Below are 15,000 nucleotides of genomic sequence, written 5' to 3'. Positions count from 1 at the left end.
CCCGCTCCCACAGGGGACAGAGTTGTTAATGCAATATATGTCACACCACAAGAACCTGTGGGAGCGAGCTTGCTCGCGAAGGCGCCAGTCAGAACAACAAATAATTCAGACTTTTTTCCAATACTTCAGCATCACCCGACCCTCAAAAGAACCATCCTCGGGTTCTCCTTTCTGTCATCTGCAACCAGCCTTCAACGGCTGTAGCCTGATTGCGTCAAACCGCTGATCCAGCCCCCTCTCAATCTCCCGCAAACACCCGAGAAACCCCCCTGAAAAACCCCGCGCAGCTCCCGAGGTTTTTTCCTTTATCTGTCACCGGAAACTGCGAATTTCTCAGTGCGACTTAACCACGGACCCCGCTTGCGAAGGTCAGCGGTGAGTCTTCCCAGTGTCATGCAAGACCCCTGAAAACCTGTGTTCACAACCATCGTTGAAAAGGAGATTCTTCATGTTCAAGCGCACTCTGATCGCCGCTTCCCTGACCGTCGCCGCCCTGGCTTCCGCTCAAGCCATGGCCGTTACCGGTGGCGGTGCAACTCTGCCAGCCGCTCTGTACAAAGGTTCGGCCGACAGCATCCTGCCTGCCAACTTCAGCTACGCGGCCATCGGCAGCGGCGGTGGCAAGACCGCTTTCCTGACCAACAACCCGGCCGGCTTCAGCACCACCGGCACCGTGCACTTCGCGGGTAGCGACTCGATCCTCAGCGCTGCGGAACTCAGCACCTACAAGAACACTTACAACGCTTCGTACGGCCCGTTGATTCAACTGCCGTCGGTGGCCACTTCGGTTGCCATCCCATACAAAAAAGCCGGCCAGACCGCGCTGAACCTGACCAGCGCTCAGCTGTGCGAAGTGTTCTCGGGCCAGAAAACCACCTGGGGTGCTCTGCTGGGTACTTCCGACGCGACCACGATCCGCGTCGTTTATCGCAACGTTTCCAGCGGCACTTCGGAAATCCTGACTCGTCACCTGAACTCGGTCTGCCCGACTCAGTTTGCGACCAACTCCACCTTCACCAGCGCTCGTATCGGCGGCATCGCTCTGCCTTCGAACTGGGTCGGCGTCGCCAACACTTCCGAAGTTGCCACTGCCGTGAACGCGGTTGACGGTTCCATCGGTTATGTAGGTCCGGACGGCGTCGATGCCACCAGCAACGCTGTTGTTGCTCGCGTCAACGGTGTTCAGCCGACTGCGCTCAACGTGACGCTGGCGCTGTCGTCGGTCAATCCTCCGGCGAATGCTATCGATGCTGCCGATCCGTCCAAGTGGTCGCCAGTGGTTGCTAACCCGACTTCGGGTTACAAACTGGCTGCCTACACCAACTTCATCTTCGGTCAGTGCTACAAGGATGCAGCCGTGGCCGCGGACGTCAAAGCCTTCCTGACCCAGCACTACAGCAACCCGGGCAACAACACTGCGACCCAGGCTCACAAATTCGTCGCTGTACCTAACGCCTGGAAAACCGCTGTGACCGCCAACTTCATCACCAACACTTCGGGCAACAACCTGGACATCAACAACGCCAGCGTCTGCAACGCTATCGGTCGTCCTTTGTAAGCTCGCGCGGTCGTAACGCCGATGACGGCAACCTTCGGGTTGCCGTCATTTTTTTTGGCTCGAATACACGCCGAACATGAAGTTTGTGTGACATCCGTTCGGTCGCGCCCTCCGCCAACGGCCTATGTCGTAACAGCAGGTTTTTGCGCGCCTGCGGCCATATGTGGCAATCAAAAAAGGATCTCGTAGTGATGCTCGTTCGCCCATCCCGTCGTCGTACCAACGCTCTGTCATCCAAACGTGAAGTCTTGGATCCGACGCTGTGGCTGCTCAAGCCGTTGGCGCACGCGGTGGCGTTGTGTCTGGTGGCGGGCAGTGCGCAGGCGCAAACGGCGTTCAGTTCGAGCTGGTTTGCCGCCAAGGGTGCGGCGCAACAGGCTGCGGCTGCGCGTCCGAGCGTGGGGGGGCTGCCGGGGATGACACCGCCATTGGCCCAGCAGCAAAAAGCCAATGCGCAGTTGCAGCGCTCGATTCAGACCTTGAATAACACCGTCGCCGCGATTGCCGCGCAACAAGCGGCGCAGGCGGCCGGGCGCGCCGCCGCATTGGGCACGGTGCAGTTCGTGCCGGACGGCCTGGGCGAGGGTGGCTTAAAGGTCGACAACAGCCTGACTCAAGGCTGGCAGAACGCGAAGGGTCCGCAGCAGACCCAGGTCGATGGCAAAACCACAGTGACAATCGAGCAGACCGCCGACAAGGCCATTCTTAACTGGGAAACCTTCAACGTCGGTCGCAATACCACGGTCGATTTCGCCCAGCAGTCGAACTGGGCGCTGCTCAACCGCGTCAACGATCCGAATGCCCGGGCCAGTCAGATCCAGGGCCAGATCAAGGGCGACGGCACGGTGATGCTGATCAACCGTAACGGCATTGTGTTCAGCGGCAGCAGTCAGGTCAACGTGCGCAACCTGGTGGCCGCTGCCGCCAACATCACCGATATCCAGTTCCGTGATCGTGGGCTGTATTTCGACAGCACCGGCACCCAGCCGACGTTCACCGATGCCGCCGGCAAGGTGTTGGTGGAACGCGGTGCCTCCATCGACACCCACAAGCCGGCATCGTCTACCGCTGCCGGTGGTTATGCCTTGCTGCTCGGCAGCGACGTACAGAACGACGGCAACATCAACACCATCAAGGGCCAGACCGTGCTGGCGGCCGGCGACCGTTTCTACATCCGCAAAGGCTCGGGCACCGAGGGCAATGCGCTGTCCACCACATTCGGCAGCGAAGTCATTCCGGGCTTCAAGGCCGGTGCCGTTGCGGGCAAAGTCACTAACAACGGACTGATCCAGTCGTCTACCGGCGACATCACAATGGCTGGGCACGAGGTCGTGCAAAACGGCGTATTGCTTGCCAGCACTTCAGTGGCGACGCGGGGCACGATTCACCTCTCCAACCCGAGCACCGATGCTAACGGCAGCGTGACGCTGGGACAGGGCAGCGCCACGGCCATCATGCTCGACAGCAGTGACCTGACCGCCCTCGACAGCCAGCATCAGGCCGCGCTGACGGGCGTCACGGCCAATAACCGGATCCGTGGCGACCAGTCGCGTATCGAGATTCAGAGCGGCGGCAGTGTCGAGTTCCAGAACGGCTCGATCACCCTGGCCACCGGCGGCCAGGTCGCGGTCAATGCACAACGCCGCAGCCTGGTGCGCGACGGCGCAATGATCGATGTATCCGGTGCCCTCGGCGTCAAAGTGGCGATGGAAAACAACAGCATCAAGATCAACGTGCAGGGTAACGAGCAGCGCGATGCCTCGGTCAACCGCGAGAAAGGCGCGCTCAACAGCAATGACATCTGGGTCGATGTGCGCGATCTGGTGTATGTGCCGGCCGGCACCAACGGCTACGCCACGGATCGCTGGTACACCGCCGGTGGCCTGTTGGAAGTCGGTGGTTATCTCGGCACTCAGGGCCACAGCGTCGGCGAATGGATGGCTCAGGGCGGCACGGTGAGTTTTGCCGGCAACGACGTGGTCACGGAAAAAGGTTCGTTGATCAACCTGTCCGGCGGCACCCTGGATGTGCAAAGCGGCGAGATTCGCCAGAGCTGGCTGCGTGGCGCCGACGGTAAGTTGTATGAAGTGTCGCGTGCTCCGGGGGACCTGCTCTACACCGGCCTGTACAAAGGCTATGAAGACAGCAGCCAACGCTGGGGCCAGACCCGTTATTACTACAGCCCGCTGATTGCCCCGCGTTCACGTTTCGAGTCGGGTTACACCGTGGGTCGTGACGCCGGACAACTGGTGATCGCCACGGCCAACGCCGTTCTCGACGGGCAAATGATCGGCGAGGTGTATCAGGGCGAACGGCAGAACCAGGCGCCGAAACCGGTGCTCGACGGCTATCAGCAGAGCCAGAGCGCGTTGGCCCGGCGTGCGCAGTTGATCGTCGGCAGTTACGACCCGACCTTCGTCGCGGCGTCGAATGGCCTGCTCTACACCCTCAATCCGACGCTGGGTCAGGTGCAGATTGGTGGCGAGCGCCCGGTTGCCGGAAATGATCCGGACCTCACCGGCGCGGTGTCCGATACCCGTAAGGGCAAGCTGTATCTTGATAACGATCAGCTCAGCGGGTTGCGCCTCGGTGCGCTCAAGGTTTCGGCCAAGGATCAGATCGCCGTTGACGGTGCGCTTACGGTCGATAGCGGTGGCGACATTACCCTGTACGCCCCGGATGTTCAGATCGGCGCCGACCTGACTGCTCGCGGTGGCAGTCTGCGTCTGGGCAACGTACTCAATCAGTTCAATGGTGGCGCAAACACCGACACTCGCCTGGCGGCCCAAGCCGACAAAACCACGCAAACCCGCATCGTCGAGGGCGTGCATCTCGACACCCGAGGGCTGTGGAGCAACCTGCGCACCAACCCGGACGATAACGCCAGCCTCGCGTATCTGAACGGTGGCCTGATATCGATCCGCAGCAGCGGTGATATCGACGTCGCTGCCGGCAGCCTGCTCGACGTTTCTTCCGGTGGCGCCATACTCGCCAATGGCAAGACCCGGGGTGGCAAGGGTGGTGATCTGACGCTGGAGTCGAGCGCTATTTCCGCGCCGGGCACATCGCATCTGAACCTCGATGGCGAACTGCGCGGTTATGGCGTCACGGGCGGTGGCACCTTGACGGTGCAGGCCAACAGGATTCTCGTCGGCCAGACGGATAAAGCCCTGGCAGACAACACCCTGCAACTGTCCACCGATCTGTTCAGTAAGGGGTTCTCCGCCTACAACCTGATCGGTCTCAACGGGCTCGGCGTTGCCGAAGGCGCCGCGATTGATGTGACCCTGCCGGTGTACCGTTTCGGTGATGCGGCACCCAACCAGGTCAGTGGCGTCGATCCGCGCACGGCGCTGGAGCTGTGGACACCGACGCTGTTCCAGGAAAACCCGACCAAGGGCGTGCTGACCCAACGCGCCGGCGCCAGCCTGACACTGCAAGGTGGCGCGACGCTGGTCGGTCTGATAGACGCGGCCAACAGCTCGCTGACCCTGGGCCGTGGCTCGCGCATCAGCGTCGACCCGGGGCAGAGCATCAAGCTGCGTGGTGCCGGGCAGATCACCGTCGATGGTGAACTGAATGCGTGGGGCGGCACGATCGATATTCGTCAGCAACAATTCGGCTCGATCCAGCCGGCCACTTCGATTCAAACGGCTGATCCGAGCGCACATGACCGCTCGATCTGGATCGGCGAGCAGGCCGTGCTGGATGTCGCCGGGCGTGCGAATACGGCGACCGACACCCTGGGCCGCACTTACGGGCAGGTCGGCAAGGGCGGCAGCCTCATCATCGGCGGCGAGATCGATGCGAAGCTGGCAACCGCCACGGCTGCCGATGCCTACGTGATTGTGCGTCCGGGCGCGCGGCTGGATGCCTCGGGCACCGAGGCTGTTCTGGATATCGCCGGTCAAGGCCCGACGCGTATCGCAACGGACGGCGGGCGCATCAGTTTGAGTTCTTATAACGGTCTTTTCGTTGAAGGCAACTTGCGTGCGGCGGCGGGTGGCGTCGGGGCGGCCGGTGGTCGTCTGGAACTGGCGCTGGAGACGCCGTTGTATTCCGATTCGGCGAGCAACGCGGTGCGCTCGCCGAGGGAAATGATCATTGGTCAAGCGGCAGAAAACGAGCTGCTGCCCGCGAACCTGCAACCCGGCGAAGGCGCCGATGGCTTGCGTTACGGTCAGGCCCGCTTGAGTGCCGATGGCTTGATGACGGGCGGTTTCGACAATCTCAGCCTGCTGAGCAACGGTCTGTTGTCGTTTGACGGTGACGTCAATCTGCGCATGAATCAGAGCCTCAGTCTGTTCGCCGCAGCGCTGTCTCTCGCCGAGAATTCCAAAGGCTCGGCACGGGTTGATTTGAGTGCTCCATACCTGCGTCTGTCGGGGGTGGGCACCTACTTTGCCGGCTTTGGCATGGTACGCCCACGCTTGCTCCCAGGCCCGACGACTCGATTGTCCGACGCGACGTTCAATGCCAGCGCGAACCTGTTGGATGTGAGCAATGGCCTGTCGTTCGGGGTGCAGGGTTCGATCCTGCAACGGCAGGCGCCGGCCGTTGAATACAGCCGTCGGGCTTTCGGTCTGGTGAGCCTCGACAGCAGCGGCGACCTGCGCTTCCTCGCGCCGAATGATGGTGCGGAGAAAACCAGGCTGTGGACGCCGGGCGACTTGAACCTCGGTGCGGCGCAGATCTATCCCGCCACCGGCATTCAGGCTGAGGTGCGTGCCGGTTATCAGGGCGCCGTCCCGGTTTCCGAACACACCTTGCGGATCAGCGGCCACGGCGCGGCACCGACTGCGGTGCCGTATTCGGCATTCGGAAAGCTGATTTTTTCCGCCGCGTACATCGAACAGGGCGGTGTCTTGCGTGCACCGCTGGGCAAGATCGTATTGGGTGACGATTTGCTCAGCACCACTCACGAGGTTCGTCTTCTGCCGGGCAGTCTGACTTCGGTCAGCGGTGCCGGTCTGGTCATGCCGTACGGTGGCACCACGGACGGTATCGACTATCGCTATAACGGCAAATCCGTGGTGCTCAACGGCATCTCCGGCGAAACATCAGGCGTGTCGATCGGCACGCAGTTCGCCGATGTGCAAAGCGGTGCGGTCATCGACCTGTCCGGCGGTGGCGATCTGCGTGGCGCCGGTTTCGTGTCCGGTCGCGGGGGTTCCACCGATGCACGTTTCAACCCGCTGGTGCGCACTGCGACTGACGGCACCTTCAGCCTGCCGGGGCTGGCGAGCAACCCGGTGTATGCCATCGTGCCCGGCAACCAGAGCAGCTACGCGCCGATGCTGGCCGAAGCGGGTGCGGGCGATCCGCGCATTGGCCAGCAGATCACTATTGGCGCCGGTGTGCCGGGGTTGGCGGCGGGTACTTACACACTGTTGCCGTCAACGTTTGCCCTGATGCCTGGTGCGTTCCGGGTTGAGGTAAACGGTCAGGCAGCACCCGGCGTGACAACGGGGGCGTTGCCACTGCGCAATGGTTCATGGACCAGCAGCGGGCAGATGTCGATTGCCAATACCGGCCTGCGTGACAGCCTGGCCAGTCAGTTGATTCTCACGTCAGCCGATGTGTTGCGTCGTTACTCGCAGTACAACGAAACCGGTTTCTCTCAATTCATCCAGAGCGACGCCGCCCGGCGCGGTGTGCCGCGTGCGCTGGCACCCATGGACGGCAAGACACTGGATCTGCGCCTGGCCTCCGGCGGCAAGCAAGACATCGCTTTGCAGTTCAACGGGCGCACGCTGTTCGAGGCTGCCGAGGGCGGCATGGCCGGCACAGCGGTGGTACGTGGCGGCAACGCCGGGAGCAGCTTCGAGATACTGGGTGCGGGCCGTGCATCGACACCGGGTTTCAACGGTGTGTCGCTGTACGCCGACACGCTCAACAGCCTCAACGCGGGGCGGCTGACCATCGGTGCGATGCCGAATGTCTTGTACAACACGACCGCTAACATCATCGGCTTCCTGGGCGCGAGTGAAAGTATTGTCTTGCGTGAAGGGGCGATTCTGTCTGCGCCGCAGGTTTTGCTGCGTACCACGTCAACGCTTGGCGGCATCACGGTCGAGGCGGGAGGCGGGATCAATACGCTGGGGCGTGGCAACGTGGCCTACGACTCGCTGGCCGGTTACGTTTATGAGCCGAAAGGTTCCAGCCTGTTGGTCGTTTCCAACGGCTGGACCAATGTGCTGGCGCCGGAAGCGGCCAGCGGCATCAGCGGCGCGGGCAGCATCCGGATCGGCACTTGCGCAGCGAGTGCGTGCAACAATCCGGCCCTGCTGTATTCGAACGGAAGCATCACTGCCGCCACGGATAACCAGTTCGAACTCGGTGAGGCGGTGCGTTTCGGCACCCGTCATCTGGCATTGTCGGTCGGCTCGGTCAATACCGGCAGCGCCGAAGCACTTGCAGCGGCGGGCAGCCGCGTGCCCGCCGGCCTCACGCTCAACCAGAACGTACTCGACCGCTTGCTGCGTGGCGACATCCAATATGGCGCGCCAGCGCTGGAAACCCTGAGCCTGACCACCCGCGATGCCTTCAATTTCTACGGCAGCGTGAGCCTCGACACGATCGATCCACAGACCGGTCAGAGCAAACTGCAGAACCTGGTGCTGGTTACCCCGGCGATCTATGGTCTGGGCGATGCCAACGATGTGGCGAGTATCCGCACGGCCAACCTGATCTGGAACGGCGCGACGCAAAGCGCCGGCAGCGTCATTACCGGTGGCGCCGGTACGGGCAGCGGCACGCTGGACATTCAGGCCCAGCGGATCGAACTGGGTTACGGACCGATGCCTCAGGCCAGCGGTCTGGATCAGAACAATCGATTGGCGTTGGGGTTCACCAACGTCAACCTCAGCGCCAGCGAGCGCATCACCGCCAATCACAAGGGCAGCCTGGCGGTGTATCAGGAGCAGGGCGCCTACGATCCGCTCACGGGTTACCGCTACAGCGGCGGCAATCTGAACCTGCGCACGCCGTTGCTCACCGGTGAGGCGGCATCGGTCAGCCTGCTCAAGGCCGGCAACAGCCTGACGCTCAGCGGCGCCGGGGCTGCCGGGGTGGCCAATGCCTTGGGGGCGGAGTTGAACCTTGAAGCCCGCAATATCGTGCTGGACAGCCGTATCGCCTTGGGCAGCGGCAAGCTGACCGTCAAGTCCGAGGGCGATTTGACGCTGGGCACTAGTGCCGTGCTGGACATGGCCGGACGGACCTTGCCGTTCAACGATGTCAGCAAATACAGCTGGGGCGGCGATGTCTCGCTGTACAGCGCCAACGGCAATATCCGTCAGGCTGCGGGCTCGCGGATCGACCTGTCGGCGAAGAACAATCAGGTCGGTAACCTCAGCGTCGTCGCTCTGGCCGATGCGGCCGGGATGGTCGATCTGCAAGGCGAGATTGTCGGCGGCAGCAGCGGTTACTACGACGCCGGGGGCACGTTGGTGCCGTACAAGGCCGGTGGCGTGGACATTCGCGCGCAACGCCTGGGCGGTGACGCCACTGAGCAGTTTGCCGCGCTCAACCAGCGCTTGAATGCCGGGCAGGTTTACGGCAGCCGCAGCCTGCAACTCAAACAAGGCAATCTGGTGATCGGCGACGGTCTCAAGGCTGGTGAGATCAATGTGTCGGTGGACAATGGCAGCCTGACGGTGGCTGGTCTGATCGACGCCAGTGGCGAACGTGTCGGCAGCATTCGTCTGTCGGCGAAAAATGGCCTGACGCTGGCTGGCAATAGCGTGCTTGATGCCCATGGTCGCGTGCTGCGGGTCGACAGCTACGGCGAGATCATCGATGCGCCGAACCGTGCCACGGTTGAACTGAGTTCAGGCGATGGTTTGCTCACGCTGGGCAACGGCGCGCGGATCGACCTGCGCCACGGCACCGATGCCGTGCCCGGTTTCCTTGCCGGGCAACACGATGGAATGCTGCGCGGTACGCTGGAGCTGAACGCGCCGCGTCTGGGCAGCAATGACATCGCCATCGACGCCAATGGTGTGTTGACCATTCAGGGCGCTCGCTCCATCGGCCTCAACGGTATGCGCCGCTACACCGATGCCCGCGAGGGTGTCGATCCGGCGGTCAGTGGCCGGCCGTATCAGGTGATTGATCAGGCCATGCTCGAGCGCATTCATGGCGACAGCAACGACTTTATCAACGCCGCACTGGGCAATAACGATCTGCTGCAACGCAAACTCGCCGGGTTGAACAACGCCACGTATGCCGATGCGTTCCATTTGCGGCCCGGTGTGGAGATCGCCAGCAAGACTGCCGACGGTGATCTGGTGGTGGAGGGCGATCTGGATTTGTCCGGTTACCGCTACGCCAGTCTCAATCCGCACACGCAGCTGAACCCCTCCGTATATGGTTCCGGAGAAGCTGGCAGCCTGGTGATTCGCGCCGGTGGCAACCTCGATATTTACGGCAGCATCAACGACGGGTTCGCGCCGCCGCCGGAAACCCAGGACGATGCCGGCTGGAAACTGATTGCCGGTGTGCAGCCATTCGGTGGCGACCTGATTGTGCCGGGCAGCGGTGTTTCGCTGGCCGAAGGCACGCAGTTCCCGATAGGCGCCACGCTCAATTACGACGTGACCCTTCAGGGCGCGGTGTTGGCCAGCGGCACGTTGCTGCCGACTCAGGCAGTGTTGGCTGAGGCGTATACCTTCAGCGCCGGCACCGTGCTGGCGGGGGCGATTCACGACAGCAACGGTCATCTGCTGTACGCCGCCGGTACGCTGCTCAGCGACAGCGTGACGTTGCCTGCCGACACTCGCCTGGGTGCCGGGATCCGTTTGAACAAGGCCACCGCCCTGCAAGCGATGAACTGGCCCAAGGGTGTGCCGTTGCCCAGCGTTTACGATGCAGATCTGACTACGTTCGCCGGGGTGAAATTAAAGGGCGAACTGGCCTTGCTGCGCGGTTCGCTGATTCCGTCGATGACCGATGTGAAGCTCGCCGAAGGCACTTCGCTGATCGAGTTGCGGCCGTTCAACGGCACACAACAGGGCAAGAACTGGGCGGTGGCCAGCATGCTGCCGTCGGGCAGTGCGTCGTGGTCGATGCGCGTGGTCGCCGGTGCAGATCTGGCTGCGGCCGATAGTCGTGCGGTCAAACCGCTGACCCCGGAAGGCAATCTGCGGCTGGCGGACAGTCATTACGGCGTCAACATCACCACGGCGGCGGGCAAGCTGGTCTGGGCTCCGGATAATCCGTTCTTTACGCCCTACGAGCCGGTCCCTGATGACATGCTCGAGTACTGCCAGCAGATTGCCGACTTGTGCGTACCCATGGCCCGTTGGGTCTGGGCGCCAGGCAGTGGAATGGGGCCGGACTACGAACCGGTTCCCGAGGAGGCCCAATTCATTTGTGATCTGCAGCCGGAACTGTGCATCGGCAACAATCCCGGGAAAACGGCCAAGGCCCATATGCAGATGTTCAGTGTTCTGCGCACCGGCACGGGTGATCTCGACCTGATCGCCGCCGGCAATCTGAGCATGGATTCACCGTTCGGCGTATACACCGCCGGCACCCAATCAACGAATATCGATCCGCTCTATAACCTGCCGCGCGGGCATCTTTCGGATAACGATTCGGTGTTGGGTACGGCCGGTGCCGCTTATGAAAAATGGGTCGACGGCGGCAGCGACAGCCTCTATCAGGCCTGGTATCCGCAGATGGGCGGCAACCTGACAATCAATGCCGGTGGCTCGGTTTCCGGTGATTCGGTCGGGACGAAAGCCCAATCGACAGCGAGCGGGTTCCGCGAGCAGATGGCCAGTGTGGCAGTGGGCAACTGGCTGTGGCGTCAAGGCACGGGAAACCCGGATGTGCCCACGGCCTGGTGGATCAACTTCGGCAGTTATTCCACCCAAATGAACTCAGATCGGGTGATCAACACTGAACCCTACCTGGTGGGTTTCACCGGTTTCGGTACCTTGGGCGGTGGCAATATCAGCCTGCGGGCTGGTGGTGATGCCGGCATGCTCAAACCGCTAGGCGATGCCGTTAACTACCCGCGCGGTCAGGGGCTGATCGTCGCGGTAGGCAGCACCGGTCGAGTCGCCAGCGATGGCAGCGTGCAGATGACCGGTGGTGGTGACATGGACATTCGTATCGGCGGCACGCTCAACCCTTCGCTGCAAGCGCGGGCCGGAGAAACCGGCTTCGGCCAACCGAATCATGATCTGCAGGGCGCGCTGATCAACCTGCGCGGCGCGGCACACATGACGGGTGGAGCACTCGGCGGCATCAACCTGCAGTACGGCGCCGGCGCTGTGTTCAATGATCTTCGGGAAACCCGCGCACTTGATCCGTTTACCTCGACCACCGGTAGTGCTTCCGGAGGCGTGGTGCTGATTCCGGGTGACTCGGGCATGAGCCTGAGCAGCCGCGGTGATCTGGTGTTGGGCGGTGCCGCGGATCCTGGGCGAGTGAGTCTGATGAACGCCAGCCCGATCATGGCGGCCGACGCAAGCGTTGAGCAGGGCGGCACCCTGAGTGGCTTCTCATTGTGGACGGATCACACCGCAATCGATCTGTTCTCGGCTGGCGGGAACTTGACGCCGGGCACACAGATATCCGAGTTCAGTACCAGCAACGGCCTGATCACGGGACGCAATACCTCGCCTACCGATGGCCGGTTTGTCTACCCGTCGATTCTGCGCGCGGTGGCGGGGCAGGGGTCCATCTATGCAGGGCCGTCCGCGACATTCATTGGCGTAAACAACTACCCGCTGCAAGGTTACTCACTGCTTCTGGCGCCGTCGAAGTCGGGGCAGCTTGAACTGCTGGCAGGTGACTCTATCTACGCCGGTGGCTATGCGATCAACCAGTCGGGGGCCAGCCCGATGGCCGTGGCTACCCCGTTCAACCCGGCATTCAATGCTTACACCAACAGCAACGCCGGAAAACCGCTGCGCACCAACTACAGCGACGATGGCGTGGCGGCAGAGGGCAACGTGCGATATCCGCTGTTTGCCTATGGTCCCAACAGCTACTCGGGATCGAACGACGTACAGGGGCCGGCGCGATTCTATGCGCTGACGGGGGACCTGGTGGGCATTCGCAGTGGCGAAACGTTGAGCTTTTCCACTTCCAGACGCACCTGGTACGAAGCGGCGGGGCCTGTGTGGATGATCGCCGGACGCGACATCGTTGCCTCTGGCACTGCCCTGGGGCAGCCTGCGGCCGTGCCGACAGTGGAAATGAGTAGCGGCAAGGAGGACATTTTTTCCACCGGCAACCTGTTCGTCCACAATGACCTGCGAGATGTATCGCGCGTCTCGGCGGGCCGCGACATTCTCTACAGCAGCTTCGATATCGCCGGACCTGGAACGCTGGATATCAATGCCGGGCGCAACATCCTGATGGAAAACCGCGCCAGCATCACCAGTCTCGGCTCGATAGTGGCCGGGGATCTGCGGCCTGGTGCCAGCGTGGTATTGCAGGCGGGCGCAGGCGCGCAGGGGCCGGATTACACAAAGTTCATCGCCCGTTACCTGAATCCGCAGAACCTTGCTGACCCGAATGCCTCTCTCAACGGCCAGCCGGGCAAGGTGGTCAAGACCTACCTCGACGAGTTGCAGAGCTGGCTGACCCTCGGTTACGGCTTCAGCGGCAACGCAGAGCAGGCACAGGCGTTCTATGCCGCGCTGCCAAGTGCCGAGCAGGCGATCTTTGCGCGTCAGGTGTACTTCGCCGAACTGCGCGCCGGCGGCCTGGAATACAACGACGCTGACGGTCCGCGCAAAGGCAGTTATCTGCGCGGTCGCAACGCCATTGCCGCACTGTTCCCGAGCACCGATGTGGCGGGCAATCCACTCCGTTACGACGGCGACATCACGCTGTATGGCGGAGCAGGGGTCAAGACGCTGTTCGGCGGCGATATCCAGATGCTCACACCGGGTGGTGGTCAGGTGTTCGGCATCGAAGGCGCGGCGCCACCGTCCACGGCAGGGATCATTACGCAGGGGGCGGGCAACATTCAGCTCTACTCGCAGGGCAGTATTCTGTTGGGGCAGAGCCGGATCATGACCACCTTCGGCGGCTCGATCCTCGGCTGGTCGGCCGAGGGCGACATCAACGCCGGTCGCGGCTCGAAAACCACTGTGGTCTACACCCCGCCGAAACGGGTTTACGACACCTGGGGCAATGTAACCCTGTCGCCTTCGGTGCCGAGCACCGGTGCGGGTATCGCCACCCTTAACCCGATTGCCGAAGTGGCGCCGGGAGACATCGACCTGATCGCGCCGCTGGGCACCATCGATGCGGGCGAGGCGGGCATTCGCGTCTCGGGCAACGTCAACATCGCCGCGCTGACCGTGGTCAACGCCGCCAACATCGCCGTGCAAGGCAAGACCAGTGGCGTACCGGTGGTGGCTGCGGTGAACACCGGGGCGATCACCTCGGCCAGTTCGGCGGCATCTTCGGCAACCCAGGCCGCTGAGGACGTGGCGCGTCAGCAGCAAGCAGCGGCGCGGCAGAACCAGGCGTCGGTGTTCACCGTGCAGGTGCTGAGCTTCGGCAACGAACAACTGGCGCCGAGCCGTGATGGTGCCAGTCGTGCGCCGGCGACCGGCTACAACCCGAACAGCCCGGTGCAGGTGCTGGGAGCGGGGGCACTGGATGAACAGGCGAAGCAGCAGTTGACTGAGGAGGAACGCGGGCAGCTGACGTTGTAAAAGACTCTCGTGTAGTACTTTGGGCGACCGGTTGGTCGCCCTTTTTTTGTGTAGGCGGGAAGGTTCAGGGATACCCTTGTCGAGCATGCAATACGTTCAGGATTTCGATCCGCTCGGTCACCCGATAAACCACGACGTAGTTGGGATGGATAACGATTTCCCGGGTGCCGGCGACCTTGCCGAAGCGATAAAGGTAGGGGTGAAGTGGGAGGGCGGAGATAGCCGCTTCGATGGCGGCGTTCAGTTGACTGGCCGCAACGGCGTTACGGTCAGCGATGTAGTTCAGGGTTTGCCAGAGTTGAGTGCGAGCTTCAGGTCGCCAGTCAACCCGCACTGTTTTTGTTGAGTTTCGATTCGATGAGGGCGCGCATCTCGGCCATCACCTGCTCGTGGGGGATGTTGGGCCGCGGATCATCCATCGAGGCCTGTACCTGTGCCCGGAACCAGCGATCGTAGCTGGCGGCCTGCTCTGGGGTTTCAAAGTCTGAAACGATAAGGGAAAGTTCGGCGCTCATAGTGACCTCCATGATCAATGTGAAGCAGTCTAAGGGGGATGTGGCTCGCTGTCGTCACTGGCAAGACGAAGTGCGAAGTATCCATTGGTGCGAGCGATAACGCAGTCAGACGTTTCCGTGGATCAAGTGGGCATTTCCACGGGGTCTGTAGGCTTCATCACACCTGTGGGAGCGGGCTTGCTCGCGAAAGCAATCTGTCAGTAACCAATACGTTGCCTGACACGGCGCTTTCGCGAGC

General features: G+C 62.2%; 4 protein-coding genes. 2 read left to right on the top strand and 2 right to left on the bottom strand.

Annotated elements, in window-relative coordinates:
* The first annotated feature begins 448 nt into the window (after positions 1-448).
* Positions 449-1,558: a substrate-binding domain-containing protein gene (locus QMX91_RS21195; RefSeq protein WP_225135218.1), complete on the top strand. Its 1,110-nt coding sequence runs from the start codon at positions 449-451 to the stop codon at positions 1,556-1,558.
* Between the two features lie 191 nt (positions 1,559-1,749).
* Positions 1,750-14,247, top strand: coding sequence for a filamentous hemagglutinin family protein (locus QMX91_RS21190; RefSeq protein ID WP_282413304.1), 12,498 nt, complete (start codon positions 1,750-1,752; stop codon positions 14,245-14,247).
* 64 nt (positions 14,248-14,311) lie between these two features.
* Here QMX91_RS21190 and QMX91_RS21185 read toward each other — a convergent pair whose 3' ends face one another.
* Both QMX91_RS21185 and QMX91_RS21180 read right to left on the bottom strand, forming a co-directional pair.
* A complete protein-coding gene (locus tag QMX91_RS21185) occupies positions 14,312-14,581 on the bottom strand; it encodes a type II toxin-antitoxin system RelE/ParE family toxin (RefSeq protein WP_098964236.1) in 270 nt (89 codons plus the stop codon).
* A complete protein-coding gene (locus tag QMX91_RS21180) occupies positions 14,571-14,762 on the bottom strand; it encodes a hypothetical protein (protein WP_003225628.1) in 192 nt (63 codons plus the stop codon). The genes QMX91_RS21185 and QMX91_RS21180 overlap by 11 nt, the downstream gene beginning before the upstream one ends.
* Between the last annotated feature and the right edge of the window lie 238 nt (positions 14,763-15,000).

This window comes from Pseudomonas sp. PS01299, from assembly GCF_029960145.1.
In the GTDB taxonomy this organism is placed as follows: domain Bacteria; phylum Pseudomonadota; class Gammaproteobacteria; order Pseudomonadales; family Pseudomonadaceae; genus Aquipseudomonas; species Aquipseudomonas putida_A.
Note: the sequence above shows the minus strand (reverse complement) of the source record. Positions and strands in the feature narration are given on the sequence as shown.

Excerpts from the sequence above, each read along its gene's own strand:
- QMX91_RS21195 (WP_225135218.1), top strand. The coding sequence starts at position 449 with ATGTTCAAGCGCACTCTGATCGCCGCTTCCCTGACCGTCGCCGCCCTG.
- QMX91_RS21190 (WP_282413304.1), top strand. The coding sequence starts at position 1,750 with ATGCTCGTTCGCCCATCCCGTCGTCGTACCAACGCTCTGTCATCCAAA.
- QMX91_RS21180 (WP_003225628.1), bottom strand. The coding sequence starts at position 14,762 with ATGAGCGCCGAACTTTCCCTTATCGTTTCAGACTTTGAAACCCCAGAG.